The 25,917-nt window shown below is 60.7% G+C and carries 28 protein-coding genes; 14 read left to right on the top strand and 14 right to left on the bottom strand.

Going from position 1 to position 25,917, the window contains the following annotated elements; genetic code table 11:
• Positions 1 to 76 precede the first annotated feature (76 nt).
• A complete protein-coding gene (locus SYN65AY6A5_RS00625; protein ID WP_099812909.1) occupies positions 77 to 1,183 on the bottom strand; it encodes a dockerin type I domain-containing protein in 1,107 nt (368 codons plus the stop codon).
• Positions 1,184 to 1,370: 187 nt separating this feature from the next.
• Between SYN65AY6A5_RS00625 and SYN65AY6A5_RS00620 the strand changes: the two genes are divergently transcribed.
• Entirely contained in the window at positions 1,371 to 1,733 is a 363-nt protein-coding gene (locus SYN65AY6A5_RS00620) for a hypothetical protein (protein ID WP_011431025.1), read from the top strand.
• A gap of 24 nt (positions 1,734 to 1,757) precedes the next feature.
• Positions 1,758 to 1,994 carry a 50S ribosomal protein L28 gene (gene rpmB, locus SYN65AY6A5_RS00615; protein ID WP_011431026.1) on the top strand — a complete coding sequence of 79 codons (237 nt, stop codon included), beginning with the start codon at positions 1,758 to 1,760 and terminating at the stop codon, positions 1,992 to 1,994.
• Between the two features lie 73 nt (positions 1,995 to 2,067).
• Here the strand turns inward: rpmB and SYN65AY6A5_RS00610 are convergent, their stop codons facing one another.
• Entirely contained in the window at positions 2,068 to 2,796 is a 729-nt protein-coding gene (locus SYN65AY6A5_RS00610; protein ID WP_240527835.1) for a pentapeptide repeat-containing protein, read from the bottom strand.
• A gap of 218 nt (positions 2,797 to 3,014) precedes the next feature.
• On the opposite strand from SYN65AY6A5_RS00610, the gene gshB reads away from it, so the two are divergent.
• Positions 3,015 to 3,962: a glutathione synthase gene (gshB, locus tag SYN65AY6A5_RS00605; protein ID WP_011431028.1), complete on the top strand. Its 948-nt coding sequence runs from the start codon at positions 3,015 to 3,017 to the stop codon at positions 3,960 to 3,962.
• A gap of 397 nt (positions 3,963 to 4,359) precedes the next feature.
• Here gshB and SYN65AY6A5_RS00600 read toward each other — a convergent pair whose 3' ends face one another.
• The gene (locus SYN65AY6A5_RS00600) at positions 4,360 to 6,354 is read right to left on the bottom strand and encodes a CHASE2 domain-containing protein (RefSeq protein ID WP_240530955.1); all 1,995 of its coding nucleotides are present in this window, start codon (positions 6,352 to 6,354) and stop codon (positions 4,360 to 4,362) included.
• A gap of 195 nt (positions 6,355 to 6,549) precedes the next feature.
• Positions 6,550 to 8,688, bottom strand: a complete 2,139-nt coding sequence (locus SYN65AY6A5_RS00595; RefSeq protein ID WP_011431030.1) for a polyribonucleotide nucleotidyltransferase — start codon at positions 8,686 to 8,688, stop codon at positions 6,550 to 6,552.
• 143 nt (positions 8,689 to 8,831) lie between these two features.
• On the opposite strand from SYN65AY6A5_RS00595, the gene SYN65AY6A5_RS00590 reads away from it, so the two are divergent.
• Positions 8,832 to 9,257: an arylamine N-acetyltransferase gene (locus SYN65AY6A5_RS00590; RefSeq protein ID WP_011431031.1), complete on the top strand. Its 426-nt coding sequence runs from the start codon at positions 8,832 to 8,834 to the stop codon at positions 9,255 to 9,257.
• A 12-nt stretch (positions 9,258 to 9,269) separates the two neighbouring features.
• Here the strand turns inward: SYN65AY6A5_RS00590 and SYN65AY6A5_RS00585 are convergent, their stop codons facing one another.
• Positions 9,270 to 10,541, bottom strand: a complete 1,272-nt coding sequence (locus tag SYN65AY6A5_RS00585; protein ID WP_099883705.1) for an RNA-guided endonuclease TnpB family protein — start codon at positions 10,539 to 10,541, stop codon at positions 9,270 to 9,272.
• Here SYN65AY6A5_RS00585 and tnpA point away from each other — a divergent pair.
• From tnpA to SYN65AY6A5_RS00570, 3 genes are all read left to right on the top strand, one after another.
• The gene (gene tnpA / locus SYN65AY6A5_RS00580; RefSeq protein ID WP_099883703.1) at positions 10,497 to 10,973 is read left to right on the top strand and encodes an IS200/IS605 family transposase; all 477 of its coding nucleotides are present in this window, start codon (positions 10,497 to 10,499) and stop codon (positions 10,971 to 10,973) included. The two genes, SYN65AY6A5_RS00585 and tnpA, sit on opposite strands and share 45 nt — an antisense overlap.
• Before the next feature lie 94 nt (positions 10,974 to 11,067).
• Positions 11,068 to 11,610 (top strand): arylamine N-acetyltransferase, encoded by a 543-nt coding sequence (locus SYN65AY6A5_RS00575; RefSeq protein ID WP_011431033.1) that lies wholly within the window; start codon positions 11,068 to 11,070, stop codon positions 11,608 to 11,610.
• 43 nt (positions 11,611 to 11,653) lie between these two features.
• Positions 11,654 to 13,294: a 2-isopropylmalate synthase gene (locus tag SYN65AY6A5_RS00570; protein ID WP_011431034.1), complete on the top strand. Its 1,641-nt coding sequence runs from the start codon at positions 11,654 to 11,656 to the stop codon at positions 13,292 to 13,294.
• A gap of 24 nt (positions 13,295 to 13,318) precedes the next feature.
• Here SYN65AY6A5_RS00570 and SYN65AY6A5_RS00565 read toward each other — a convergent pair whose 3' ends face one another.
• The 5 genes from SYN65AY6A5_RS00565 to SYN65AY6A5_RS00545 all read right to left on the bottom strand — a co-directional run bounded on the left by SYN65AY6A5_RS00565 (position 13,319) and on the right by SYN65AY6A5_RS00545 (position 16,881).
• Positions 13,319 to 14,350 carry an ATP-binding cassette domain-containing protein gene (locus SYN65AY6A5_RS00565; protein ID WP_011431035.1) on the bottom strand — a complete coding sequence of 344 codons (1,032 nt, stop codon included), beginning with the start codon at positions 14,348 to 14,350 and terminating at the stop codon, positions 13,319 to 13,321.
• Between the two features lie 132 nt (positions 14,351 to 14,482).
• Positions 14,483 to 14,686, bottom strand: a complete 204-nt coding sequence (locus SYN65AY6A5_RS00560) for a phycobilisome linker polypeptide (protein ID WP_011431036.1) — start codon at positions 14,684 to 14,686, stop codon at positions 14,483 to 14,485.
• A gap of 140 nt (positions 14,687 to 14,826) precedes the next feature.
• Positions 14,827 to 15,312 (bottom strand): allophycocyanin subunit beta, encoded by a 486-nt coding sequence (gene apcB / locus SYN65AY6A5_RS00555; protein ID WP_011431037.1) that lies wholly within the window; start codon positions 15,310 to 15,312, stop codon positions 14,827 to 14,829.
• A gap of 60 nt (positions 15,313 to 15,372) precedes the next feature.
• Entirely contained in the window at positions 15,373 to 15,858 is a 486-nt protein-coding gene (gene apcA / locus SYN65AY6A5_RS00550) for an allophycocyanin subunit alpha (protein ID WP_011431038.1), read from the bottom strand.
• 321 nt (positions 15,859 to 16,179) lie between these two features.
• Positions 16,180 to 16,881: a hypothetical protein gene (locus SYN65AY6A5_RS00545; RefSeq protein WP_099812900.1), complete on the bottom strand. Its 702-nt coding sequence runs from the start codon at positions 16,879 to 16,881 to the stop codon at positions 16,180 to 16,182.
• A 537-nt stretch (positions 16,882 to 17,418) separates the two neighbouring features.
• Between SYN65AY6A5_RS00545 and SYN65AY6A5_RS00540 the strand changes: the two genes are divergently transcribed.
• From SYN65AY6A5_RS00540 to SYN65AY6A5_RS00510, 7 genes are all read left to right on the top strand, one after another.
• A complete protein-coding gene (locus SYN65AY6A5_RS00540) occupies positions 17,419 to 18,681 on the top strand; it encodes an HhoA/HhoB/HtrA family serine endopeptidase (protein WP_099883701.1) in 1,263 nt (420 codons plus the stop codon).
• Positions 18,682 to 18,832: 151 nt separating this feature from the next.
• Positions 18,833 to 19,732: a glycine betaine ABC transporter substrate-binding protein gene (locus SYN65AY6A5_RS00535; protein WP_011431041.1), complete on the top strand. Its 900-nt coding sequence runs from the start codon at positions 18,833 to 18,835 to the stop codon at positions 19,730 to 19,732.
• A gap of 21 nt (positions 19,733 to 19,753) precedes the next feature.
• Positions 19,754 to 20,722 carry an ATP-binding cassette domain-containing protein gene (locus SYN65AY6A5_RS00530; RefSeq protein WP_011431042.1) on the top strand — a complete coding sequence of 323 codons (969 nt, stop codon included), beginning with the start codon at positions 19,754 to 19,756 and terminating at the stop codon, positions 20,720 to 20,722.
• The gene (locus SYN65AY6A5_RS00525) at positions 20,719 to 21,336 is read left to right on the top strand and encodes an ABC transporter permease (protein WP_011431043.1); all 618 of its coding nucleotides are present in this window, start codon (positions 20,719 to 20,721) and stop codon (positions 21,334 to 21,336) included. Before SYN65AY6A5_RS00530 ends, SYN65AY6A5_RS00525 begins: the two co-directional genes overlap by 4 nt.
• A gap of 197 nt (positions 21,337 to 21,533) precedes the next feature.
• Positions 21,534 to 22,124, top strand: coding sequence for a sigma-70 family RNA polymerase sigma factor (locus tag SYN65AY6A5_RS00520; RefSeq protein WP_011431044.1), 591 nt, complete (start codon positions 21,534 to 21,536; stop codon positions 22,122 to 22,124).
• A 35-nt stretch (positions 22,125 to 22,159) separates the two neighbouring features.
• Positions 22,160 to 22,912 carry an anti-sigma factor gene (locus SYN65AY6A5_RS00515; protein WP_168173337.1) on the top strand — a complete coding sequence of 251 codons (753 nt, stop codon included), beginning with the start codon at positions 22,160 to 22,162 and terminating at the stop codon, positions 22,910 to 22,912.
• 5 nt (positions 22,913 to 22,917) lie between these two features.
• The gene (locus SYN65AY6A5_RS00510; RefSeq protein ID WP_228375280.1) at positions 22,918 to 23,577 is read left to right on the top strand and encodes a VanW family protein; all 660 of its coding nucleotides are present in this window, start codon (positions 22,918 to 22,920) and stop codon (positions 23,575 to 23,577) included.
• A gap of 93 nt (positions 23,578 to 23,670) precedes the next feature.
• Here the strand turns inward: SYN65AY6A5_RS00510 and ubiE are convergent, their stop codons facing one another.
• From ubiE to SYN65AY6A5_RS14225, 4 genes are all read right to left on the bottom strand, one after another.
• Positions 23,671 to 24,381, bottom strand: coding sequence for a bifunctional demethylmenaquinone methyltransferase/2-methoxy-6-polyprenyl-1,4-benzoquinol methylase UbiE (gene ubiE / locus SYN65AY6A5_RS00505; RefSeq protein ID WP_011431047.1), 711 nt, complete (start codon positions 24,379 to 24,381; stop codon positions 23,671 to 23,673).
• 51 nt (positions 24,382 to 24,432) lie between these two features.
• Positions 24,433 to 25,173: a hypothetical protein gene (locus SYN65AY6A5_RS14625; RefSeq protein ID WP_099812898.1), complete on the bottom strand. Its 741-nt coding sequence runs from the start codon at positions 25,171 to 25,173 to the stop codon at positions 24,433 to 24,435.
• Between the two features lie 102 nt (positions 25,174 to 25,275).
• Positions 25,276 to 25,554: a hypothetical protein gene (locus SYN65AY6A5_RS00495; RefSeq protein WP_099812897.1), complete on the bottom strand. Its 279-nt coding sequence runs from the start codon at positions 25,552 to 25,554 to the stop codon at positions 25,276 to 25,278.
• A 145-nt stretch (positions 25,555 to 25,699) separates the two neighbouring features.
• Positions 25,700 to 25,861 (bottom strand): transposase, encoded by a 162-nt coding sequence (locus SYN65AY6A5_RS14225; RefSeq protein WP_240527399.1) that lies wholly within the window; start codon positions 25,859 to 25,861, stop codon positions 25,700 to 25,702.
• Positions 25,862 to 25,917 lie beyond the last annotated feature (56 nt).

The following is a 25,917-nucleotide window of genomic DNA, read 5'->3' as shown; positions in this document are numbered from 1 at the left end:
CTGTCGAAAAGGCTTCGGGCAAGCTTCTGAGCAACAAAATCCCCGCGGCCTAGCCAGCGCAAGTTAGCCTGGGCATTTAGTTGGGGATCTCGATCGTGACATTGGCCAACTGCACATCGTCATAGTCCACCCAAGCCCCACCGTCCTGGCCGATTGTGTCAGTCCCCAGCGGCACAAAGATATCCAGGGATCCACCCAAAAGAGGGATACTGATCCGGGATCCGCCGGCGATCCTGCCAGGCTGGATCACCGTTTTGCCAGTGCGCAAGGTAACCGTATTCAGCCCCAGGCGCAGATGCTCTAGTGGCAGAGGGATGCGCAGGTCGTCTCCCCCCAAGTGGATTTGCTCCACCTCCACTCCGTTTAAAAGCACTCGCATGGGAGACATATTGGCGCCGGGAATGCGGGACTGGCCGGCCCGATAGGCAGCGGCAGTATCCAACCCAATCAGGGATCCAAGCCGCAAAACCGGTGGGCGAGGCGGCAGGCGGTCTAGGCTGAAGGAGCGGGTCATCTCCACCCCTTGGGCAGGCGCCAGAAATTGCCCGGCAGCCGCCGACTTTGGAGAATATTGGTTATCGCCCAGGCGGATGACATTGGCCTCCAGCACCAGCGTGGCGTTGGGATCCCAGCGCTCCAACTGCAACTGCCAAGGCCGATCCCCGCCGGTCTGTCCGTTGCCTGTGCTCTGGGAATAGGGCAAATAGTTCTCCAGCCGCGCCACCAAAATTTCTTCTGCCGGCAGCGGCCCCGGCAGGCGAAACCGCCCTTGGGCATCGGTGCGCACCGAAATCCCTGCCCCCGGAATGGCCACCTCCACCCCGGCCAAAGGCTGCCCTGTCAGGCGATCCACCACCTGCCCAGAGTAGGCCGAGTCCAACTGCACCTGGCCGGTGGGTGCATCTGTGGCCGCCTGAATGCGCTGCTGCAACACCTGCCAATCGGCTTCTGTAATCCGCCCATCCTGATCGACATCGGCAGCCCGGATCTGGTCGTCGGTCAACTCCCGTTCTCCCCGCAAATAGGCCCCCAACAGGTTGAGATCCTGCACCGTCAAACGACCATCCCCATCCAGATCGCCTGCTTGAAAGGGCTGCGCTTGGGCAGAAGACAGGTCTATCCAACCCAGAGCCAGGGATCCCAGCAACAAGAGAGAACGGGCTAAACAGGAGACCCTAGACATCACAACTCTCCTGGGGAAAGAGCCGAAAGGCACTCTTTATGTCCTTATGTTTTAACGCAATTACTCCCCCACAGCAGGGTTGGCCGAGCCGGTGCGAAGTACTCTTAAACGCAATTTTGCTCGCCCGCCTTTGGCTGCAGGAGCCGAAAACTTGGTGGTAGGATAACCGTGGTGACTTGCTTCTCCTATGGCTCGATACTCCTGCGTTACCCAGCTCATGGGCTCAGCCGAGCAGTTAAGCGAAGCGATTCGCGCTGTCTTGGAGCGTTGCCAGCTTACTGTCCTACACAACAGCCCTGACTACTGGGTGGCCGGCGAGCCGCCTGGAAAAAATCCCTACGCCAAACTGGTGACGGTAGAGGTGTTTGTGGATCGCACCCGCCAAGCCGCTGACGGATCTGTACAGGTCACCTGCATCGCCAAAAACGAAGAGCTGCCCCTGAGAAGCGTCAACCATTGCCAACAAACCTTTGACCAATTGAGGACAGAGCTAGCCCAGTTGCAAGCTCAGCTGCAGCTTGCTGCTCGACAAAAAGAGGCCATAGAATAGCGAAGCTGAGTTCCCTTGGATCTCATGGCACGTCGCTGCCAACTGACCAACAAAAAACGCAACAACGCTTTCGCCATCTCCCACTCCCACCGGCGTACCAAGCGTCTGCAGGAGGTTAACCTGCAGTGGAAACGCATCTGGTGGGAGGAGGGCAAGCGGTTTGTTCGTTTGCGCCTTTCCACCAAGGCACTGAAAACCCTCAAGGCCAAAGGGATAGGGGCCATGGCCCGCGAAGCTGGAATCGACCTCAACCAATTTTGAGGGATCATCCGCTGCCTTGACCTCTTGAAAACCGATCTGCTGGGGCTGGCGCAAGAGTGGCCCTGGCTACAGTTCACAGCAATCCAAACAGTTTGCGTGACTTGGGCTGGAGCCCCGCCAGCAGAGTGTTGAGGGTGTCCCGCTGAGTAAGCTCGTTGGTGCCGCTCGCGCGTTCGATCAAGAACTTGCGCATTTCGTCCGAGAGCTTGGCGTCGGTAAAGTCGGCGCCGACAAAGCTGGCCCCTTCAATTTGGGCCTCTTGGAGGTTGGCCCCCACCAGGAGGGCTTGGTCAAAGTTGGCATTCTGCAACTGGCAACTGGATAGGATGGCCTGGGAGAGGTTGCAGCGAAAGAGGTTGGCTTGGCGAAAGTCGGCGGCAAAAAAGTTGCCTTCCGTTAGGTTGGCAGCCACCAAGCTGGCCTCGCGAAAGATGGAATGGCTGAAGTGTCCCCCCTGAAAGCTGCTTTTGTCCAGCTTGGCAGCGGTGAAGTTGCTGTAGTCTCCCAGGGCTTGACTGAAGCTGGATCCCCGGAGATCGGAGGCAGCGAAGTTGGCCCGCTCCAGCTCGGCACGGCGAAAGTTGCATAACCGCAGATCTGCCTGCTGCATACTGAGCGAGCGCAGGTTGGCCCGCGTCAAGTTGGCCTTGGGCATCTGGATGCGGTCGAACAGGCCCCGCGAGAGGTAGGCGCCTTCGAGGTTGGCACCCAGCAGGGAGCGCCCTTCTCGCAGGGCTGCTAGCAAGTCCCGCGTGGTTTCAATGCGAACCGGCTCGGAGGGTTGGGGAGAAGGAACACTCACAGACAGACCATTCCTCACAGGCGAGCCAGAAACCTGGTCAACCTGGCCGAAACACTGAGGTCTAACAGGGATCTCATCTAACTAAGCTAACGTTTGCTTCGCTGGTCAGGGTTAAGGGGATGTTAAAGACGGCTCTGCATCGGTTTAACTTCCTGCCCGGAGCAATCCGCTCCAATTTGTTGCATACTCAGGGCAGCTTTTCGTTGCTCAAACCATTCATGCAGGTAGCTTTCATTGTCGATCCGTTGTCTCAGTTGCAGGTGGGCCACGACACCAGCGTTGCCCTAATGGAGGCGCTGCAGAAACGAGGCCACCGCATTTTTTGCCTTGGATTGGCCGACCTCTACTGGGATCAAGGGGAAACCTGGGGATCCGTTGAGGAGATTGTGTTGGATCTAGGAGCGGATCCCTGGTACGAAGTCAAAGAACGGCGTTTGTTGCCCTTGAGCCAGATGCAAGCCGTATGGATGCGCAAGGATCCGCCGGTGGACGCGGCCTATCTCTACGCCACCTACCTTCTGGATCATCTCTCCCCCCGCCGCACCCTAGTGCTCAACCATCCTGCCGGGATCCGCTCCGCCAACGAAAAGCTCTATGCTTTGCGGTTTAAAGAGTGGATCCCGCGTACCTGCGTCAGCAGCAGCAAGGCCTTGCTCCGCCAATTCGTCGAGCAGGTGGGGCAGGCGGTGCTCAAGCCCCTGGGCGGCAAGGGTGGGGAAGGGATCCTGCGGGTCAATGCCGGCGATCCAAACCTCAATTCCTTGATCGAGCTGAGCACTCAGTTTGGCCGGCTGCCCGTGATGGTGCAAGAGTATTTGCCGCAGGCAGCAGCGGGAGATAAGCGCATTTTGCTGCTGGAGGGCGAGCCTTTGGGCGCCGTCAATCGCATCCCTGGGGAGGGGGATTTCCGTGGCAATGTGGCCGCTGGGGGTCGGGTGGAGAAAACCGAGATTGCTGAAAAAGAACGGGCCCTCTGCGCGGCTTTGGCGCCAGTGCTGCGGCAGGAGAAACTCTATTTTGTTGGAATTGATGTCATCGGGGAACGGCTGACAGAGATTAACGTCACCAGCCCAACTATGCTGCGGGAGATCTGCCAGTTAGAAGGGGTTGATCTGGCCGATCAAGTGGCCCAGTGGCTGGAGAAGAAAGTGCCCATCAAAGCGTAAACTGCCCCACGCCCTCTTCCGAGGAATCTGGGCATTATCCAACAGATACCCTCTCCAGTCACTTTCCCCCTTTGAGCTCCCTCGCAAGAGCATCGATGCTACAGCCTGTTAAAAATAGGGTACAGGTATTCAAGAGGCAGGAGAGGAGGGGATGCCAACCCATTCTTTGGATTGACGGCAAAGAGTTGTGACAGCTTATCAGGCAGGTAAGACCTCTATCCGCTTCCGAAGTGGGTTTGCTAAGTGTTGCTACTGTACCTCTTGATTCTTTAGCAGGCTGTACCTCAAGCTCTGGGGGAAGTTACGCCTGGGGTCTGCCGGGGCTGGGCGACCAGCTAGGTAGGAGTCGCTGAAGCACAGACAAAAGTTCCCTTTTGCCCGCTGTTGTCTAAGTCTTTTAGAGCGGCATCTCCCAGTGCAGCTCGACGTAGGTATGGCCTTCCGGAGTGTGGGTGCGATGCCAGGAGCCCTTGGGCAGGTAGCGGGCAATGGTATTCATGGCTTTGCTGCCATAGCCGCCACCGGGGCTGGGGGCGTATTCTACGCCGTCATTGATGACCGACAAGCAGCAGTGGCGCTCCTTTTGCACCAAGGACACCTTGACGAAGGAGGCGTTGCCCTTGGGAGGTTGCACATGGGCGATGACATTGCCGATGGCCTCTCGCAAAAAGCGCAAGATGTCCTCCCGTTGGTCGAACCACTCGCCGGTATTGGGCTCCTCCAGAGGTTGTAGGTGGCGCTCCACAGGCAAGGTCAGGCTGCCCGTCCGAATCAGCTCGTCCAGATAGGTGTCGATGCCCCGGTGCAAGCCCTCCCGCAAGCTGGGGGAAATGCGCAGCTTGGTGGCCAGGGTGCGCACATCGTTAAGCTGCTCGCGAATGCCTCGCCCGATCCTTTCCAGTTGTTCCAGCAGACGATCGTAAATGGCAGGATCGGGATCCTTACCCTGCTGCTGTTGCCATTGCAAGCTCTCCAGCTCGTCCATCACCACCTTCAGCTCCTGCAGCTCGCGATCGTGAATGTCGGTGGCAATGCGGTAGAGCAGCTTGCGGGCTTGGTCGATAGCAGCCTCTTGTTCGGCCCGGCGCAGGCGCTCCAGTTCCTGTTGCTGGGCCAAGAGCCGCTCCTGGTTCTCCAAGATTACCAAGGTCAGAAGCAGGCTCACCCCCGTTAGACCGACGGCCAAAGCCGGCAAGGTCAGCGGCCAAATCCAACGCCACAGCAAAAATTGGGTCACGGCCCACCCTTCATAAGCAACCAGCCCCACCACTGGCCAGAGGAGAGAGCGCTGTTGTTTCCAGTCCCAGCAATTCCGTCGCGGGGAGGGGCGATAGAGCACCCAGATCAGGCCCGTTCCCGCCCCCAGCAGGAAGACAACTCCCGCCGCTAGCCCTGCCGGCAGGGATCGGTACACCTCTCCGGTGAGCAGGCTCGAGAGGATTTGCGCCTGCAGCTCGACTGCCGCAATCTGGGATCCATCCGCCGTCCGCACCGGGAAGGTCTCCGGGTAGCCGCCCACAAAGCCGACCAGGACAATTTTGTCTCGCAGTTGGTCGGCAACTTTGGGGTCGAGGGGCGGGATCCCTTCTTGGCCGCGGCAGGCTTGGCCGGGGCTGAGCGTCGGGGAGCCGGATCCCGTCTGGGAGATCAGCGGCGGACAGACCCGTTCGATGGGGATGATGGGGATGCTGTGCTGAGAGCCAAGGGGATTGAACTGAAACGGCTGTAAGCCCCGCTTGCGAAACCAGCGGCTAGCCTTCTCCGGGTCGTACTTAGCAAAAGCCAGAGCCTCCACCGAGGCGAACATCTGCTCCTCCTGGCTGTCGCGGCGTAGGTAGAGCCCCCGCAACTGGGCCTGGCGTAGGATCCCGGTTCTGTCGACTCGGTGTTGCACCACCCCCTGAACATGCTCTGGCGGCACCAAATACTCAAGGCGCAAGGACGAAAAAGGCAAGAAGTGGTTGTAGATGTTGATCTCGGAGCGTCCAAAGCTCTCGCTGCTGCGGGTGGCCAAAACCAAGCGATCCGGGTAGCGCTGCACCACCTGACGCAGGGGAGCATCTAGGTTCTCGTTGCCCAGATTCTGCGGCACCACAAAGCTGCTGGGCAGGTTCAGCACCACCACCCTGGCTTCGGCCTCTTCCAGAAGGCGCAAGGTCAGGCCGGCGTAGTTAGCCCGTTCCAAGAGAAAGTCAACATTATGCTGGCCATCACCACTTTCTCCCTGCCCATCAATGCGGCCATCGATGCCGAGGATCACCACCTCCGGGGAAGGTTGCTGAGGGCCGCGCCAAGCATAGAGCCATTCCTGGGCGTCGCTCTCCAGCCGCAGCAACAAAGGGTGCTGGGCAGAAAGGTTGAGCAAGGTGGCCCACCCCAGGCCCCAAGCCAAGGCCCAGCCCAGTCGCCGCCGGGAGGGAGACAGTCGCCTCTGAGGGCCACGCTCTTGGCCAGCAAGAAGGGGAGAAGCGAGATTCGGCATGTTGAGGCCAACAGGTTGAAGAGCGCCTCCTCTGCCATCTTGGCCGCTGACAACGGCTGGCGAGGGGATCCCTGCCCACCCAGTTGCTGGGGAAAAACCGCAGCTTCAGGGGTGATGGTTGCGCACCCGCGCCGCCTCCTCAGGACTAATGCCGAGACGGGTGAGGTTAACGCGGCCCTTGTGGTCGATGCTGCGCACCTTGACCACCACCTCATCTGCTACGGCAATTTCATCCTCCACCCTGCTGACGCGGTACTCCGCCAGTTGCGAGATGTGGATCATGCCCTCTTTGCCCGGCAAGAACTCCACAAAGGCGCCGATAGGAATGATGCGGGTCACCTTGCCCAGGTACACCTGCCCCTCTTCCACCCGCCGCACCAGGTTTTCGATCATCGCCCGAGCCGCTTCTGCCTGGCCGCCCACCGAGGAGGACACGGTGATCGTGCCATCGTCGCTGATGTCCACCTTGGCTCCTGTCGCTTCGGTGATGCTGCGCACCATCTTGCCGCCAGGGCCGATGATCTTGCCGATATCTTCCGGATCCACCTTGAACGTGAGCAGACGAGGGGCTGTTTTGGCCAACTGGGGCCGAGGCGCCGGGAGAACCTCCAGCATTTTGTCAAGGATGTAGTCCCGCCCGGCCTTGGCCTGCAGGAGGGCTTTCTCCACCACATCCACGGTGATGCCGGTAATTTTCATGTCCATCTGCAAAGCGGTGATCCCGGCCCGCGTGCCGGCCACCTTGAAGTCCATATCCCCCAAAAAGTCCTCGATGCCCTGGATGTCGGTGAGGATGCGCACCTCGTCCCCTTCCTTAATTAAGCCCATGGCTACGCCGCTGACCGGCGCTTTGATCGGCACCCCGGCATCCATCAAAGACAGGGTAGAGCCACAGACTGAGGCCATCGAGGTGGAGCCATTGGAGGAGAGCACCTCTGAGACCACCCGCACCACGTAGGGAAACTCCTCCTCCTTGGGCAGCACCGGCACCAAGGCCCGCTCCGCCAGCGCCCCATGGCCGATCTCCCGCCGTCCCGGCGAGCGCGAGGGCCGCACTTCTCCCACGGAAAAGCCGGGGAAGTTATAGTGGTGCATGTAACGCTTCTCGTCCACTGGGTGCAGATCGTCCAGCTCCTGGGCATCACCAGGGGTGCCGAGGGTGGTGATGGAAAGGACTTGGGTGAGGCCGCGGTTGAACAGAGCGCTGCCGTGTACCCGTGGGATCAAGCCCACCCGACAAGAGACTGGTCGCACCTCGTCCAGCTTGCGCCCATCCACCCGCACCCCCTCCTGCAAGATCTGCTGGCGCATCAGCTTCTTGGTCAAAGCCTTGAACTGGTTGTCCAATTCCTTGGGATTTTCCAGCAGATACAGCCGCAAGGGATCCCCCTCTGGCCGTGCCTGGATCTGGGCCTCTAGCTTGGCCTTGATCGCCTCCAGTTGTTGCTCGCGGCTGGTCTTATCCAGGAACTGCCTGAGGACGGAGCGAATCTCCTCCTGGGCGTGTTCTGCCACAAAGGCAACCAGCTCCTCATTTTGAGGGGGCGGGGGCAGCTCCACAGGGGTGATGTTGAGATCGGCGAAAACTTGCTGTTGGGCCTTGAGCAGCTCTTGAACGGCCTCGAAACCAAACTCAATGGCCTCGACCACGTCCTTTTCCGGCAGTTGGTTGGCGCCGGCCTCCACCATGATTACGCCGTCGGCACAGCCAGCCACCACCAAATCCAGATCGCCGGCCTCGATCTCGGCATAGGTGGGGTTGATGATGAACTCATCTTTAACCAAGCCGACCCGCACCGCCGCCACCGGGCCGTTGAAGGGGATGCGAGCGCTGTGGATGGCCAGCGAGGCCCCCAAAATACACAACACATCGGGCGGCACCTTGTCGTCCACCGAGAGGGTGGTGGCCACGATTTGCACATCGTCCCGCAGCCATTCTGGGAACAAAGGCCGCAGGGGCCGGTCTATAAGACGAGAGATCAGGGTGGCCCGCTCCGGTGGCCGACCTTCCCGCCGCAAGTAGCCTCCTGGGATCCGCCCGGCAGCGTAGAGCCGCTCCTCATAGTCCACCAGCAAAGGCAAGAAATCGACACCGGCACGACCGGCTTGTCGCGTAGCCGTGACCAAGACCGAAGTTTCCCCAGAAGTCAACCAGACTCCGCAACCTGCCTGGGGAGCCATCAACCCAATATTGATGTCAATTTCCCGCCCGTAAAAGGAAATCGACCGAGTATATTCCGCCATGTAACGCTTCGCCTTCTTTTTTCTTGCCGCTATCGTAGCATTCTCTTTTTGCTTTGTTCTCTGGTGGGAGAGAGTTGGGGCGTCGCCAAAAACTGTTCTTCTGGCTCTGGCCGGGGAGCTGCAGCAAGGCTAGGGTAGGCCAGATGCCGCCAACCCAACCGCCTCCCGTGCTGATGCTAGAGCCGCTGACGCCTGCCCAAATCAGGGCCTACCTGGAGCGCATTGGCTACGTCGGCCCCACCCAGCTCACCCCGCAAACCCTGCGCCAGATCCACCTGGCCCACCTGCTGCGGGTGCCGTTTGAAAATCTGGATATTCACTGGGGTCGCCCCATTCGCCTGGAGCGGGATTTTTTGTTCCAAAAAATCGTCCGAGAGCGGCGGGGCGGCTTTTGCTTTGAGCTGAACAGCCTGCTGGCCGCTGCTCTGCAGGGGATGGGGTTTTCGGTCCATCTGCTCTCGGGACAGGTGAGCCGGGCCGTTCACGCTACTCGGACGGAGCCTGATGGCCACTTTGGCCCCGAATGCGACCATCTGGCCCTGCAGGTGAACTGCGGCAATGAGGCGTGACATCCTCTCCCGCTAAGCCCTGACGGGCTGTAGACGGGAGCTTCCGAGAATCACTTCTCGGAGTTGCTGCTTCAACGGACTGGTAAACCAGGATCCTCCACAGCCAGAGAGCGGCAGTCCCACCGCCCTGAGTCCTCGCTTCAAAATCTCGATAGCAGCGTTCAAGTCTCTGTCCCAGGACCCACAACGAGGGCAATCATGCACCCGTTCCGACAAGGTCTTGGGAACACGCTCCTCACAAACACAACAATTTTGGGACGTACCACGGGGATCCACTCTCAACACCTGTTTGCCGCGTTTGACCGCCACTGCTGTCAGAATGTCAAGAAATTGTCCCCAAGCCGCATCCAAAATCGATTTAGCCAACCGAGTCCGTGCCAGCCCTCGGACGTTGAGATCCTCCACCACCAACAGGTCGTATTGCCCCACCAGCCAGTGCGCCACTTGGTAGTGGAACGCTTTGCGTTGTCGGGCAACGTGCAACTGCAAACAAGCAACTTTCGTGGCTTGTCTCTTCCAGTTGGCGGATCCCTTCACTTTGCGGCTCAGTTGCCGCTGCTGTCGAGCCAAGTGTTTTTGGGCTCGGCGGTAGTACCGCGGGATAGGCACCACCTCCCCATCGCTGGTGGTGAGAAACCTATCCAATCCCACATCAATGCCCACCGCCTTTTTGATCGGCACAGGCTCTGGGGAAGGGACGCTTTTGTCCTCCAAGGTGATGCAGACATACCACCCATCGGCCTTGCGCACCACTGTGCAGGTTTTGGGCACAAACCCCTCCGGCAAGGGGCGGTGCAGCACCACAGGCATCGAGCCAATCTTGCTCAGCCGCAGAGTCTCCCCTTCCAGATGCGCTCCCGCCTTGGGGCAATTGATGCGGGGGAATGTGAAGGATCTCAACTCCCCCGCTTTTTTGAAGCGGGGCCGCCCCCGCCGTTTGCCTGTGCTATCCGGCTCCCGCCACGCTTTCCACGCCTTGTCCAGCCGCATCAAGTTTTGCTGCAGCACCTCGGCGTAAATGCCCCGGTAGGCCGGGAACAGTTGCTTGATTTGTTTGAGGGATCCCGCCTGCCGATAATAATTCGGCTCCAGCGGGGGTTCTGACACAGGCAACGGGCACGAGACAAGACTGCATCGGTCAATTGGGCAACGGGTTGCGGTCAGCCAGTCCAGTCTCTGCCCCAGAGCGTCGTTCCACTGCCGCCGCAACAATTCCAGCCACTCGGTCATCAGAGCGGCTTGGTCGTCGCTGGGCAGGATCCGGTACTCGTAGGTGATAATCATGAGGTGATTCTAGCATTTAGCGCAATGAGCTACAACATAGGCCATCGTTCTGTTTACAGCCTACAAATCCACTTGGTGCTGGTGACAAAGTACCGTCGTCGGGTGATAACTGCTCCAATGTTGCAGAGGCTGGAAGATATATTTCGAGCGACCTGCCAAAAGTGGCGCTGTTCCTTGGTGGAGTTCAACGGTGAGGCGGATTATGTGCATCTGTTGGTGAGTTTTCCGCCGGATGTTCAGGTCTCGAGGCTGGTGAACAACCTGAAAACAGTCTCCAGCCGGTTGATTCGCAAAGAGTTCGCCACAGAGGTGGCACGGTTCTACAGCAAGCCTGTATTTTGGACAGGGGCCTATTTTGTTGCCTCTTGTGGTGGGGTCACCGTTGAGGAGTTGAAGAAGTATGTCGAGCAGCAGGCAACGCCCAGATTGTGAGACTCAGGGGCATTGAACCCCTTCGTCTCACCGCCTATCCCCCATCCCGCCAAGCTGCGCTGTGGCGGGAGTACCCCGGAGGTTCTGATGGCTGGTGGATGTGGGCTATGGAGATGCCTTTCGGGAGCCGTTGCGGCTGGGGGATCCCGGCATCCAAGCCCAGGCGGAAGGGCGCTACCGCCTCATCCCCTGGCCCGCAGCTCCCGCACGCTACTGGCGGGTTCAACAGGAACGACCGGATCGCACCTGGAAAACCCTCTTCCTGCTGGATCGGATCCCGCGTCAACTGCAGGAGTTCGAGCCCATGTGCCGCTTCCACCAAACGTCGCCGGCATCCAGGTTGACCCGCCTGCGCCTGTGCAGCCTGGCCACCCCCAGCGGACGGATCACCCTCACCGCCTCCGCCAATGGCTCCGTTTTTAAATGGATCGAAACTACCCCAGAAGGCCGCCGGGAACGCCTGCTCAAGGACGAGAAAGAATACGAACACCTGCTCGCTTGCGCCTTCGGGATCCGCCTTCCCACAACCTCTTCTGCCCCTGAGAGAAAGATGGCAAGACCTACAGCCGCTCCGACAGAAGCCCGCCAGCTCTCTTCCAAACCCGATCCAAAACCCTATCCAGCAGTGCCAGAATAAGATGTCAAAATAAAGAACACTGTCTCGTTGTCCGACAAAGATTATGGATGCTGCGGCGGTTTCCACATTTGATGGCCAAGCCCTGGATCACGTGCTCATTTTCGACACCACCCTGCGCGACGGGGAGCAGTGCCCCGGCGCCACCCTCAACACCGAAGAAAAGCTGGCCATCGCCCGGCAACTGGCCCGGCTGGGGGTCGATATCATTGAAGCTGGGTTTGCCTATGCCAGCCCCGGGGACTTCGAGGCGGTGCAGAAGGTGGCCGAACAGGTGGGCACCCCCGATGGCCCTGTGATTTGCAGCCTGGCCCGCGCCCTCAAGGCCGACATCGAAGCGGCAGCCGAAGCCCTCAAGCCCGCCGCCAAGCCCCGCATCCACACCTTTATCTCCACCTCCGACATTCACCTCAAGTACCAGTTGCGCAAGACCCGCGCCGAAGTGCTGCAAATTGCCGAGGAGATGGTGGCCTACGCCAAGTCCTTCGTGGACGATGTGGAGTTCTCCATGATGGACGCCACCCGTTCCGATCCGGAGTTTCTCTACCAGGTGATCGAGGCAGCCATTCGGGCGGGAGCCAAAACCATCAACATCCCCGACACCGTCGGCTACAGCATGCCGGAAGAATTCGGCCAACTGATCAAGGGCATCCGCGAGAATGTGCCCAACATCAAGCAGGCCATCATCTCCGTCCACGGCCACGACGACCTGGGGGTCTCGGTGGCCAACTTTCTGGAGGCCATCAAGCAGGGGGCGCGGCAAGTGGAAGTGACCATCAACGGCATCGGCGAGCGGGCCGGCAACGCGGCGCTGGAAGAGTTGGTGATGGCCCTGCATGTGCGCCGCAGCTACTTCAACCCCTACTTTGGCCTGCCGGTCGACTCGGAAAAACCCCTCACCCACATCAAAACCCAGGAGATCTACCGCACCTCCCGCCTAGTCTCCAACCTCACCGGCATGTTGGTTCAGCCCAACAAGGCCATTGTTGGTGCCAACGCCTTTGCCCACGAATCGGGCATCCACCAGGACGGCATGCTCAAGAACCGCCAGACCTACGAGATTATGGACGCTCAGACCATCGGCCTGCAATCGAGCACGCTGGTGCTGGGCAAACACTCGGGCCGCAACGCCTTCCGTACCCGCCTCCGGGAGTTGGGCTTCGAGCTCTCAGAGCAGGATCTGAACAAAGCCTTCCTGCGCTTCAAAGAGCTGGCAGACAAGAAGAAGGAGATCACCGACCTGGATCTGGAGGCAATCGTCAACGATGAGACCCGCCCCGTGCCCGATCTCTACCGTCTGGAGCACGTGCAAGTGGTGTGCGGCAACCACGAGACCCCCACGGCCACGGTGCGCCTGATCACCCCTGAGGGCGAAGAGCGGGTGGACGCCGCCGTGGGCACAGGCCCGGTGGACGCGGTGTACAAAGCCATCAACCGCATCGTCAACATCCCCAACAAGTTGATCGAGTTTTCCGTCCAGTCGGTTACCGCCGGCATCGACGCCATGGGGGAAGTCACCATCCGCCTGCGCCACGAGGATCGCGTCTTCTCTGGCCACGCCGCGAATACGGACATCATCGTCGCCTCGGCCCAAGCCTACATGAACGCCCTCAATAAGCTTTACGCCGCTCTGCACGCAGCCCGCTCGACGGCTGAGCAACGGCAGGCCGCCACCCAGAAGATCTGATGGGCTACCGACAGGAGCGCCCCTCTAGGACCCGGCCGCAGGGATCCCTTCCGCAAACACCCGCCTGATTACTTCCTCAATCGGCGGGTCTGTTACCGTCAAGTCCAGCACCTCCAGATCTGCCAGGAGCTGGGCAACCGTTTGGGTGAGGTGTTCCCGCCGCACCCACAGCCGCACCTCACAGCCGCTGCCGGGATCCCCCTCGCTGCGCAGCTCTCCATAGACTTGCAATTGGGCGAGGGGGCAGGGGCGGGCCAATTCCAGCTTCACCTCGCGATAGGGGGCAAAGCGCTGCCGCAGCTCCTCGAGGCCGCCATCGTAAATGAGTTGCCCGGCGCTGATCACCAGCACCCGTTCACAGAGCGCCGTAATGTCGGCCATGTAGTGGCTGGTCAACAAGACTGTCGCCCCGTAGCGGCGGTTGTAATCCCGCAGAAATTGCCGCACGGCGGCCTGAGCGTTGACATCCAACCCCAAGGTCGGCTCATCCAAGAACAAGATCTGCGGCCGGTGGATCAGGGCCGCCAGCAGTTCCGCCTTCATCCGCTCCCCCAGAGAAAGCTTGCGCACCGGCTGCTTCAGCTTGCCCTGCAGGTCGAGGAGCTCCGCCAACTCCCCCACCCGCTCCCGAAACTCCTTTTCCGGGATCTCATAAACGGCGGCGTTAATCCGCAGGGAGTCCATTGCTGGCAGATCCCAGATAAGCTGTTGCTTCTGCCCCATCACCAGGGTAATCTGCTGCAGAAAAGCCCGCTCCCGCCGGTAGGGCACATGGCCGACCACCTGCAGCGTGCCCCCGGAAGGATAGATGAGACCCGCTAGCATTTTGAGGGTAGTGGTCTTGCCTGCCCCGTTCGGCCCCAAAAAACCCACCACCTCCCCCGGCTGAATCTGGAAGCTCATCGATTGCACCGCTGGGATGTAGTGATAGGTACGGCGAAAAAAGTGGCGCAATGTACCGATCACTCCCGCTTCCTTAATGGCTACCGGGTAAACCTTGCTCAGGTCGCGGGCAACGATGATCGGCTCAGGTCGGATTGGCACGTCAGACAACATAGCTCCTCACCCCCCCTAAAAAATCAGATCCGCTAGCCCAACTTCAAGGGCAAGCCTCCTGAGGCTGGGCATGTCGGATCTGGCTGGGGGTATTCTCAGGATCGGAGGAGAAACAGCGAACAGGCAGGGGAACTACAGCAGTCCTACGTCTATCCCAGGCTTGCCGGCGACCAGCTCCACCTTCAGGATGCGGCCACCCGACTTTTGGATACGCTGCTGCTCCCGAAACCAGTTGTCGTAGGGCACCAGCTTCGTGAAGTAGGTATTTTGCAGCTCCCGCTGGGTGCGAATGCGGGTTTGGCTGGGCACACAGGCCGTGATCTTAAACATGCGCATGATAAAGGATCCCTGCTGACAGCAAAATGAACTGGCTTGACCAACAAAACAGGCGACTCACCTCAGAAAGCTCGCGTACCCCAGTTAGCACACCAGATCCCTGCGGCAAATCGCCTGTCATGCTCGCTAGACAATGAACCTTAGCTCAGGCCGGAGCAGATGTAGTCGAAGTACACACCCATTTCCTTGCCAGCTTCAGGCCCCACCAGGGCGGCGGTCACTTCTTTCATGGCTTGGATGGCCTGAATGGTGGCTCCAATCGGCACCCCCAGCGAATTGTAGGTCTCCTTGAGCCCGTTCAACACCCGCTCGTCGAGGATGGAGGGATCCCCGGCCAGCATGGCGTAGGTGGCGTAGCGCAGGTAGTAGTCCATGTCGCGGATGCAAGCAGCATAGCGACGGGTGGTGTACATGTTGCCACCGGGACGGGTGAGATCGGAGTAGAGCAACGCCTTGGCCGCCGCATCTTTGACAATGGTGGAGGCGTTGGCCGCGATGGTAGCAGCTGCCCGCACCCGCAGCTCGCCCGTGGCGAAGAAAGCCTTTAACTTCTCCATGGCCGAGCTGTCGAGATACTTGCCCTGGACGTCGTAGCTATTGATCACAGCGGTAATTGCGTCTTGCATGATGAGCTTCCTAAATCTCTAATGAACGTTAAACAGTTGCGCGGTCAGAACAATGAGGGATTAACTCATTGCCCCCACCACAAAGTCAAAGTAGTAGCCGGCCTCAGCCGCGTCCTCAGGAGACAACAGACCCATGGCCACCTGCTTCATTTGGCGGATGCTCTCGGCCACCGCCGGAATAGGCGTGCCCAAAGAGTTGTACATCTCCCGCACCCCCACCAAGCCGATCTCCTCGATCGGGGTGACATCGCCAGCAACGATCCCATAGGTGATGAGGCGCAGGTAGTAGTCCATATCCCGCAGGCAAGTTGCCGTCATCTCCTCTCCGTAAGCATTGCCACCTGGGGAGACGATGTCAGGACGCTTCTGGAAGAGTTGATCGGCAGCTTGCTTGACGATGCGCTCACGAGACTCGGTCAAGACTTGAGCGATGCGCAGCCGCTTCTCGCCGGAGGTAACAAAGGACTTGATCCGATCCAGCTCCCCCGGGCTGAGGTAGCGGGCCTCTGCATCCGCATTCACAATCGATTTCGTGACAACACTCATGGACATCCATCCTCAAGTCAATTTTTTAAAGAGTATGGCGAGCATACCCGCAAGCTATTTTCCGACATGCTTGCCGTCTGCCATCTCAGATCTTCACACTTCTTAAAATGTCTCCCAGGAAAGGAGCACTCCCTTCCCGCCAAGGGGGAGGTTGGTTAAGCGTAAAACAGCCCCCGATGGTCTGGCCGGAGTAGCCCCAGGCAGCCGCAGATTGACCAACCCCTGCTCAGCTTTTCGGAGTGGTCAACAGCTTGAGGATGGGCAGTGTGGCAAGGGATGGCGGTCGGCGCTGGGGAGTTAAGTTTTGCTTTTCAGGTGTCGCTAGGGCAGATAGGGCTGAAAGTCCTGAGTGACCGTCAGGGTCAAGTTGGCGTTGGGATCGATCACCGCCACCTCTGGCGCCGTCACATTGCCGATTACAGCCCCCGCTGCCGCTCCGCCCAGCACCTTCTCCGTCGAGATCACCCGGTCGCCAAACAGGCCGCCCAAGATCGCCCCTGCCGCCGCCCCGATCAGGGCATCCTGCACAACTGCCTCTGCAGAAGTGTGGCGGGGATCCTTGCGCAGCGGGATCACCTGGCTTTGGGCGTAGAGAGGATAGGATTGGCCGTTGAAAATCAAAGCTCGCGAGACAAACTGGGTGCCGCCGCTTACCGGTTGGAATTGGCCTTCTAGGATGGCTCCCGCCGGGACGACCATGTTGCCGTAGATGTCCCGCAGAGGGGTATCCAGGCTGAGGCTGACGGCGCGGGTTTCCCCAGGGGCAATCAAGAGGGCATCTGGGGAGCGATGAACTGCCTGGATCAGATCCCCAGAGCGCAGCAGCAGGGTGGTTTGCAGTTGAAAGGGCTGGCTTGGCTGCAGGGATCCAGGGGGGAGGGGACGAGGATTCACAGGGCGCCATCCCTCGCCGGGGGGCGGTGGTGGCAAGGGCCCCATTTGCGCCAAAACCGGGCTGGCCGCCGGTAGCCAGAGAAACCCACCGAGCAGAGGAGCCAACAGACGACGGGCTGGGTTGGTCATGGTCTTACCCCCGATCTACCACTTCTACGTTAGCTGTAAGCTGGCCAAAGCTGGGAACAAAAGCCTCGTCTGGCCTTTATCCCCATCAAAGCCAGTTGGATGTAGGACGGGCTACTCTAGGCGAGCAGATTCCGCTACTCTTCAACCCAGGTAGAAGTACGGAAAAGCGCCATCGCCGCCCGTCTTGGGCTCCCTAGTGTCCATGCTAGATTAGCTCGTGGGGGTTCGGGGGGTAGATACCCCCGCGCCAGTCGCAGGCTGGTAATGATAAAACAGAGCTGGTTGTATAAAACGGCGTTGCCGGAATCTAATACAACTACGCGGTAGGGCATTCCGTGTCTGCATGCCTAAGGCACGGCACAGCCGAACGCAGAGGGTTCTTGCAATGGCTCCCCGACGAAGCGAGAAGTTCGTCCTCTAGCCAAGTTGTGTTTACTCAACAAGGTTGAGTGGCGGGAGTCTGTCATGCCCTAGGTTTCGCCCCTCGTGTGAGGGCCAAGGTATTCTTCCGATTCCAACCCCTATTCTTCTGTAGCTATGCAGCGCAGCACATCCATGCCGGGCCAGCTTTCTCCCCGTTCAGAAGCTTCTGCTCAACCTGCCCGTTCGCCTCAGCAGGACGGAGTTCGTTCTCTTTTTAAGCCTTTTGCCGTTCTCAAGTCTCTTCTCTCGCCGGTGCTGCTGGTGCTCTTGGGCATTGGGCTGGGAGCGGCTCTGGTGGGAGGCAAGGGGGTATCTGCCCAAACGACGGCAACCCCGCCCCAACTGAACCTGAATTTTATTGCCGAGGTGGCGCAAAGGGTGGGGCCGGCGGTGGTGCGCATCGATTCCGAGCGGACGGTGAGCGTCCCGGGCGCCTTCCCAGAGGAGTTTTTCAGCGATCCCTTTTTCCGGGACTTCTTTGGCCAGGTGATCCCCCCCATTCCGCGGCAGCGACGACAGCAGGGCACCGGCTCCGGCTTCATCATCAGCCCGGATGGCCAGATCATCACCAATGCCCACGTGGTCGAGGGATCCGACAAGGTGACGGTGACGCTCAAGGATACCCGCAGCTTTGACGGCAAGGTAATCGGCACCGATCCGGTGACGGATATCGCCGTGGTGAAGATCGAGGCCCAGAACCTGCCGACGGTGAAGCTGGGTCGCTCCGAGCTCCTCGAGCCGGGCCAGTGGGCCATCGCCATCGGCAACCCGCTGGGGCTGGACAACACCGTAACCGCCGGGATCATCAGCGCTTTGGGCCGCTCCAGCGGCGAGATCCGCGTGCCCGACAAGCGGGTGTCCTTTATCCAGACGGATGCGGCCATCAACCCCGGCAACTCCGGCGGCCCCCTGCTCAACGCCCAAGGGGAGGTGATCGGGGTCAACACGGCCATCATCCAAGGGGCGCAGGGGCTGGGCTTTGCCATTCCCATCGAGACGGCCCAGCGGGTGGCCAACCAGTTGATCGCCCGCGGCAAGGTGGATCACCCCTACCTGGGCATTCGTATGCTCACCCTCACCCCCGACCTGAAGGAGCGCCTCAACCAGGATCCCAACAGCCGCATCTTCGTGACGGTGGATCAGGGGGTGCTCATCGGCGAGGTGATCCAGGGATCCCCGGCAGAGCGGGCGGGCCTGCGCGCCGGAGACATCATTCTCGCCATCAATGGTCGCGCCGTCACCACCGCCGACCAAGTACAACAAGAGGTAGAGCGCACCGAGGTGGGCAGCACCCTGGAGCTGGAGATCGAGCGAGCTGGGCGGCGGCAGAAGATCCGGGCCGTTACCGGCTCCTTCCCGGCCTCCGGCAGAAGCTAAGGGGATATTGCTGGGGGTGAGGGTTGGCAGTTCCAGCTCAGGGAAATTAATGGTTTAATGGTGGCCTAACAGTCGAAACTTCCTGGCCCAGGCCGGAACGCTCTCGGCGGGGCCGCTTGTCTTGAGTTGGGGATCCCTTCTCACCTTGCCTATGCTGAAAACCACCCGTCGCCTGGCTCTGCTGGCCCTGTCGGGGCTGGCAGCCCTTGTTCTCGCCCCTCAAGCGGGCTTTGGCAAGCCGATTGTCGTTGGCTCTAAGGACTTCACCGAGCAGTTTATCTTGGGGGAAATGTACGCCTTGGCCCTGGAGGCGGCGGGGTTGGCGGTGGAGCGCAAGCTCAACTTGGGGGGAACGCCGGTGGCCCATGCCGGCCTGTTGAGCGGCGAGATCGATCTCTACCCGGAGTACACCGGCACCGGTCTGCTGACGGTGCTCAAGCTGCCCACCAGCAGCGACCCGGCCCAGGTATATGCGACGGTGGCCCGCGAGTACGAGCGTCAGTTCCAACTGATTTGGCTGGATCCGGCCCCCATGAACAACACCCAGGCCCTGGCCATGACCCGCGCCAGAGCGGCAGAGTTGGGCATCGCTACCATCTCAGACATGGTGGCCAGAGCGAGCGAGCTGGTGATGATCGGGCCGCCGGAGTTCCAGGCCCGCGAAGATGGCCTGCCGGGGCTGCAAGCAGTCTACGGCAACTTTCGCCTCAAGGCCTACAAGGCGGTGGATCCCGGCCTGCGCTACCAGGGCTTGGTCAATGGGGAGGCGGATGTGGCGGTGGCCTTTGGCACCGATGGGGAAATTGCCGCCTTTGACCTGGTGGTGCTCAAGGACGACAAGCAGCTTTTCCCCCCTTACCAGGTGGCGCCGGTAGTGCGCAAAGATACCCTGGAAGCCAACCCCGGCATCGCCACCGCTTTGAACGCCCTTTCCCCCCTGTTGACGGACGAGGTGATGCAGCGGCTGAACTACGAGGTAAGCGGCAAGCGCAGGGAGCCGGCAGAGGTGGCGAGAGCCTTCTTGGTGGAGGCCGGCATCTTGAAAGAGTAGCCCGTTGCACGAGGCCCTGGCGTGAGCACTCTTGAGTTCGAGCGGGTATCGCTGCGCTTTCCCCACAATTCCCGTCCGGCCGTGGAGGAGTGCAGTTTTTCCGTGGCCTCGGGCCAGTTGGTGGTCATCCTCGGCCCTTCCGGCTGCGGCAAAACCACCCTTCTAAAAATGGTGAACCGGCTGCTGGAGCCCACCCAAGGACAGATTCGCCTGGATGGGCAGGATATCCGCCGCTTTCCGGTGACGGCGCTGCGCCAGCGCATCGGGTATGTCATCCAGCAGGTGGGGCTGTTTCCCCACATGACGGTGGCCCAGAATGTGGCGGTGGTGCCGCGACTTTTGGGCTGGCCAAGGGAGCGCATCCGCGAGCGGGTGGACGAGCTGCTCAGCTTGGTCAACCTGCCCCCCCAAGAATACCGACGTCGCTACCCGGCTCAACTCTCGGGCGGCCAACAGCAGCGGGTGGGGCTGGCGCGGGCGCTGGCCGGGGATCCGGATCTGCTGCTGATGGACGAGCCCTTTGGTGCCCTCGACGCCATCACTCGTGGCAAGCTGCAAGACGAGATCCTACACCTGCAACGGCAACTAAAAAAGACTATCCTCTTCGTCTCCCACGACGTGGAAGAGGCGCTGCGCCTGGCAGATCGCATCCTGGTGATGCAGCAGGGGCGGGTGGTACAGTTCGACACTCCCTTGCGGCTGCTCACCCAGCCGGCCACCCCCTTTGTCCGAGAGCTGCTGGGGGCAGACGACATGGTGCGTCAGTTGAGCGTGCTGCGGGTGGAAACGGCGATGGAGCGGATCCCGCACAACCACCAGATCCAGGAGGGGGCGGTGGTGAAACCCCAGGAAACCCTGCGGCGGGCCTTGTCGCTGCTGTTGCGCACGGGGGCAGCAGCTCTCACAGTGTGGGAAGACGGGCGGGCCATTGGCATCGTTACCCTGGATCACATCCGCCATCTGGCCATGCTGGAGGGGGGATCCGCATGAGCTATCTTCTCAGCAACCCCGGCCTGGTGTGGCAGCTTACCCAAGAGCACCTGGCGATGGTGGCAACAGCCTTGGGGATTGCCCTGGTGCTGGCGCTGCCGTTGGCTTTGCTGGTGCACCAGGTGCGCTGGCTGGCCCTGCCGGTGATGGGGATCCTCAGCATCCTGTACACAGTGCCCAGCCTGGCCCTAATCATCTTGTTGGTTCCCTACTTTGGCCTCAATGCCCGCTCGGTGGTGGTGGCGATGGTGCTCTACACGCAGGTGATCTTGGTGCGCCATTTTTACGTGGGCCTGCGCTCGGTGGAGCCTGCCATTCTGGAGGCGGCCAAGGGCTTGGGGATGAACTTCTGGCAGCGGTGGTGGCAGGTGCAGGTGCCCCTCATGCTGCCGGTTGCCCTGGCCGGCTTGCGGCTGGCGGCAATTGTGGCCATTGCCATCGCCACGGTGGGGGCTAAGTTTGGGGCGGGAGGGCTGGGCACCCTGCTTTTTGAGGGCATTGCCCAGGCCGGTCGCTACGACAAGATCTGGGCCGGATCTTTGGCCGTGGGATCCTTGGCCTTGCTGGTGAACACGGCCCTGTGGGGGCTGGAGTGGGCGGCCCGCCGCGGCTAAAGAGAGCCAGAGCCTTTTTCAAGTCGCTGGAGACAGCCCCCCTCGCAAGACGGAACAACGGTCTGCCCCTGCCATTTTACGAAGAGCTATAGCATGGACGAGAAGCCAAGTACTTCTCCAGGCGAGACGATTCCAGCCTCCTGCTATTCGGTGCCGCTTGGAAAGACCGTAGCTTTATAGAGTGGGCCTGACGCAACATGGGTGAGCAACCTCCGCTAAGGGATTGGCCTTCTCGCAGCGATGGGGAACTGATGGAGGCTATCCGAGAGAGGCAAGGGGCAGCGCTGGGGGTGCTTTACGACCGCTATGCCGGCTTGGTCTATGGGCTGGCCCTCCAGATCCTGGGCCATGTGGCCGAGGCGGAAGATCTGACTCAGGCGGTGTTTGTCGAACTGTGGCGCAAAGCCAGCTATGATCCGCAGCGGGGATCGGTGAGCAGTTTTCTCTGTCTGTTGACCCGTTCGCGTGCCATCGACCGTCTGCGTTCCCAAGACAGCTCTCAACGTCTTTTGAAGCACTGGCAATCTCTGCTCGCCGCCGAGAACAGGGCGCCGGCCCCCTTTGAGCAGCTCTCCCTCGAGGAGCGACGGCAAGCCGTACAAGAGGCCCTCGGCCAACTGCCGGAAAGCCAACGGCAGGTTCTAGAGTTGATCTACTACCAGGGGCTGAGCCAGGCGGACGTTGCCCGACACCTGGGGATCCCGCCGGCAACCGTTAAAGCCCGCGCTCGCCAAGCCCTCTGCAAGTTGCGGGGATCCCTGCGCGCGCTCCTTGAGGTTTGGAGTTAGGTTCTGTTGTCGGCCTGGCCATGTTTGCATCCCATTTGCCCCTTGCATCGGAAGAACAGGAAGAACTGGCCGGCTATCTGCTGGGGGATTTATCTCCTGAGCAGGCAAGCGCCCTAGAGGCACGCCTAACCCAAGACCCACGGTTGCTGGCGGAATTGCAGGCTTTGCAAGAAACCCTGCACCTGTTGCCCTACGGCTTGCCGGGGGTGATCCCGCCGGCCAGCTTGCGGGGCAAGGTGATGGCAGAGGCGGGCATTGAGCAGGTGCCGACACCTCTTCAGCCGGCCCTGTCCTCTCTGGGGTTCGGTCGCCTCACCGCTGAGTGGCGCTGGCTGGGGGGGTTGGCGGCAGTGGTTTTGGCCCTGCTGGTTTTCGACAACTGGCGACTGCGGCAGGCGCTCCAACTGGCCCGCCTAGAATCGGTGCAGGCGCTGGCCCATTTGCTGCAACAGCCGGGATCCCGCCTGGTCAATTTGCAGGGAGAGGCGGCAGCGGCTAACCTCCTCTATCGCCCAGGAGAGTGGCAGGAGGTGGTCTTGGCGGCGAGGGATCTGCCCCAACCGGCCCCTGGGGAGCGTTACCATCTCTGGCTCAAGCTGGAGGACGGCGAGACCCTCCACTGCGGCAACTTTCAAGTGGATGCCCAGGGATCCGCGCTTGTCGCCTTACGTCCGCCGCGCCCGCTGCCAGAGGACGCTCGCCCCCAAGAGGTGCTGGTTACGGCCCAAGCCGCTGCCGTCCCTCGCAAACCCCAGGGCAAGGTTCTTCTCAAAGCCAGGGTGTTCTAGGAGAAGTGAGGGGAAAGCTAGCGCTGCGGGGATTGGCCTTATCGGTGGGGTTGGCCCTGGCCCTGCTGGCTTTGTGGTGGATGGATCCCACCCCAACCACCCTGAGCCAATACACCACTTCCTTACAGGAGCGCACTCTCCCACAGCTCCACAACATCCGCCAAGCAGTCCAAAGCCTGGATGGGGTTTACATTCAGCCGGGGGCGGTTTTTTCTTTCAACCAGGTGGTGGGGCCGCGCACCCTGGAGCGGGGCTATCTGCCTGCGCCGGTATTCATGGTGGCCGAAACCCTGGATTCGGTTGGCGGCGGGATCTGTCAAGTCTCCTCCAGCCTTTACAATGCGGCTCTGCTGGCGGGGCTGGAAGTGGTGGAAAGGCACCCCCATTACCGGCAGGTGGAGTCGGTGCCGCCAGGGCTAGATGCCACGGTTTGGTACGGCTTGGCCGATCTCAGGTTGCGCAATCCTTTCCCTTGGCCAGTACGCCTGCGCTTTCAGATCCGCGGCCAAACTCTAATCGTGTCGGTGCTGGGACGGGGATCCCACCCTGCTCCAGCCATTCCACCCATCCGCGTAGAGCAGCGGCGACTGGATCCCCAGCATTTGCAGGTAAGCGTCTATCGCGGTAACGAGCGCCTCTCCCAAGATCGCTACGTTGCTCCCTAGCTGCCAAAACCGTCTTGGCGAAGTCCGCTGCACCTTCTGGGGAACCGCATCCTAAGCTGCCTCTTTAAGGAGCAAGGGGACAAGCCGTTTGGATCATCTTCCAATCACCAGCACCCCCATCATGCCACCGGCTAGGGGATAAAACTTGGCAACAGAAAACCCTACCTGCAAGGCCATTTGCTGCTGCTCTTGGCCAGATGGGAAACCATCCAAACTGGGATCGATGTAGGCATATTCAGATGCCAATCCCAGAGCTTGCGCCCGGGCGACGACCTGGGTGTTCAGGTACCAGCGCTGGAAGTCCGCAAGGAAAGGGATCCCTGTGGGGCGATGAAAGTCCAAGAGAGCGGCGCGACAGCCGGGCTTGAGCACCCGGTAAATCTCCCGCAACGCTTGAGGGATATCGGTTACGTTGCGCAGACCGTAGCCCATTGTAACGGCATCAAAGCTGGCGTTGGGAAAAGGCAAGGCCAAAGCATCTCCCAATACCCACTCTAGGGAGTAGCCGGGGAAAAGACGGGAGCGCCGCCGAGCAATCTCCAGCATGGCCGGGGAGAAATCCAGGCCGACCACCTGTCCGCTTCGTCCCACCCGCCGGGCCAGTTGCAGCGCCAGGTCGCCGGTGCCGCAGCAGAGATCCAACACCTGCCCGCCAGGGCCGGCGCCCGACCAGCGCACAGCCATGCGCTTCCAAACCTGATGCAGGCCCAGGCTCAGGGTTTGGTTGAGGGCATCGTAGTGGGGGGCGATGCGGTCGAATAGCTCCCGAATCTGCTCAGGGCGCTCAAAGGTTGGGCTGGGCACCGCTTCTCAACTCCGCTTTGCATCAGTCGTGGCCGCAGTCACCAGACGGGACTACTGCGGCACCGGGATCCCGCTCACCCCGACTCGGTGGCGGCGGCTGGGATAATCGGCCAGGCTCAAGGACAAAGACCGGGATCCGGCCAAGCTGGAGGCGGGGATGCGAACAGTTCCCTGGAAGACTTGGCTGTTGGGAGGCAGCTCCCCAGGCAGGCCTTGGGTGAGGGCGTTGATCGACCGTCCGGTGTCGTCGGTAACGTTCAGGAAGCTGTAGAGAAAACGCACCGTCTCCGCCGAATTGTTCTGCATCGCCACGTTCAAAACCACCTGCCCTCCCTCGCGGCGAACCGAGAGCACCTGCATGGCAACCTGCCCGCCGGCAGCCACTTGCCGAGGTGGGGGAGGTGGTGTAAACACCGGTGGCGGCGAGGGGCGCGGCGGTTGGGGAGAGGGAGAAGCAGGCCGCGGGGTGGGGGATGGGGCTGCCGCCAACTCAGGAGACAAGCGGGGGGTGGGCGTCGGGGTAGGTCTAGCCACGGGAACGGATGTAGGAGTGGAGAGAGGGGCGGGGGTGGGGGGTGGGCGCAGGCTCGCTTCCGCTGCTGCAATCACCGCGGCCTCGTTCAAGAGGGGCACGGTGCGGGGATCGCGAACGCCACGGGAGGAGGAAGCATTGCCGGCTGTGGTGACGGGAGAGGAGACCCCCGACAGGGCGCGCTGGCCGAAGAGGTAGCCCAAACAGGCGCTCAACACGGCTGTGAAGAAAAACGCACCCAGCCAAAACAGCGCTCCCAAGAATGGGGAGGTGAACTCTTGCGCTGGCCTGACCGATCTTCGCAAAGGATGCTCACTCCTGCTACCGGCTTGCTCTACCTATGATACGAAAGCGACGAGGAGCTAGGGATTCTCCGCTGGCCCAGAATCTTTGCGCTCTTGCTGCTGGGCGCAGAGAGCAGCGCTATCTAGGTTGGGCAGCCGTTCCCCCAACCACCAGCCTGGATCCTCCCAGCTCAGGGATCGCAGCCACTTGGCGGCGCGATCCGCCAAGACCAGCCCCAACAAAACAGGAGCGGTGGTGATCCCCAGCGCTAGGCTTAGCCAAAGGGGCGGAGAGGACTGGGAGGTGGTTGGAGAAGCCTTTTGGTTGGGGAAAGAGGCCGACTTGGGATCCGTCATGTCTGCTTTTTGAAGGTGAATTCTCTATCTCAACCTAGCCTTAATTGAGCCTTATCGTGGTTCCAAACTCGTGACATCCTCTCCCGCTAAGCCCTGACGGGCTGTAGACGGGAGCTTCCGAGAATCACTTCCCGGAGTTGCTGCTTCAACGGACTGGTAAACCAGGATCCTCCACAGCCAGAGAGCGGCAGTCCCACCGCCCCCCTATATCCCCCCGTATACGGGGGGACCTGAGTCCACGCTTCAAAATCTCGATAGCAGCGTTCAAGTCTCTGTCCCACGACCCGCAACGAGGGCAATCATGCACCCGTTCCGACAAGGTCTTGGGAACACGCTCCTCACAAACACAACAATTTTGGGACG

Source organism: Synechococcus sp. 65AY6A5, assembly GCF_002760415.1.
In the GTDB taxonomy this organism is placed as follows: domain Bacteria; phylum Cyanobacteriota; class Cyanobacteriia; order Thermostichales; family Thermostichaceae; genus Thermostichus.
This window is presented reverse-complemented; position numbering and strand designations above follow the sequence as displayed.

Coding starts and splice junctions, on each gene's coding strand:
- SYN65AY6A5_RS00620 (WP_011431025.1), top strand. CDS start 1,371: ATGGCTCGATACTCCTGCGTTACCCAGCTCATGGGCTCAGCCGAGCAG.
- SYN65AY6A5_RS00495 (WP_099812897.1), bottom strand. CDS start 25,554: ATGACGGATCCCAAGTCGGCCTCTTTCCCCAACCAAAAGGCTTCTCCA.
- gshB (WP_011431028.1), top strand. CDS start 3,015: ATGCAGGTAGCTTTCATTGTCGATCCGTTGTCTCAGTTGCAGGTGGGC.
- SYN65AY6A5_RS00545 (WP_099812900.1), bottom strand. CDS start 16,881: ATGACCAACCCAGCCCGTCGTCTGTTGGCTCCTCTGCTCGGTGGGTTT.
- SYN65AY6A5_RS00595 (WP_011431030.1), bottom strand. CDS start 8,688: ATGGCGGAATATACTCGGTCGATTTCCTTTTACGGGCGGGAAATTGAC.
- SYN65AY6A5_RS00570 (WP_011431034.1), top strand. CDS start 11,654: ATGGATGCTGCGGCGGTTTCCACATTTGATGGCCAAGCCCTGGATCAC.
- apcB (WP_011431037.1), bottom strand. CDS start 15,312: ATGCAAGACGCAATTACCGCTGTGATCAATAGCTACGACGTCCAGGGC.
- SYN65AY6A5_RS00590 (WP_011431031.1), top strand. CDS start 8,832: ATGCCGCCAACCCAACCGCCTCCCGTGCTGATGCTAGAGCCGCTGACG.
- SYN65AY6A5_RS00540 (WP_099883701.1), top strand. CDS start 17,419: ATGCAGCGCAGCACATCCATGCCGGGCCAGCTTTCTCCCCGTTCAGAA.
- SYN65AY6A5_RS00525 (WP_011431043.1), top strand. CDS start 20,719: ATGAGCTATCTTCTCAGCAACCCCGGCCTGGTGTGGCAGCTTACCCAA.
- SYN65AY6A5_RS00585 (WP_099883705.1), bottom strand. CDS start 10,541: ATGATTATCACCTACGAGTACCGGATCCTGCCCAGCGACGACCAAGCC.
- apcA (WP_011431038.1), bottom strand. CDS start 15,858: ATGAGTGTTGTCACGAAATCGATTGTGAATGCGGATGCAGAGGCCCGC.
- SYN65AY6A5_RS00565 (WP_011431035.1), bottom strand. CDS start 14,350: ATGTTGTCTGACGTGCCAATCCGACCTGAGCCGATCATCGTTGCCCGC.
- SYN65AY6A5_RS00625 (WP_099812909.1), bottom strand. CDS start 1,183: ATGTCTAGGGTCTCCTGTTTAGCCCGTTCTCTCTTGTTGCTGGGATCC.
- SYN65AY6A5_RS00520 (WP_011431044.1), top strand. CDS start 21,534: ATGGGTGAGCAACCTCCGCTAAGGGATTGGCCTTCTCGCAGCGATGGG.
- rpmB (WP_011431026.1), top strand. CDS start 1,758: ATGGCACGTCGCTGCCAACTGACCAACAAAAAACGCAACAACGCTTTC.
- SYN65AY6A5_RS00560 (WP_011431036.1), bottom strand. CDS start 14,686: ATGCGCATGTTTAAGATCACGGCCTGTGTGCCCAGCCAAACCCGCATT.
- SYN65AY6A5_RS00535 (WP_011431041.1), top strand. CDS start 18,833: ATGCTGAAAACCACCCGTCGCCTGGCTCTGCTGGCCCTGTCGGGGCTG.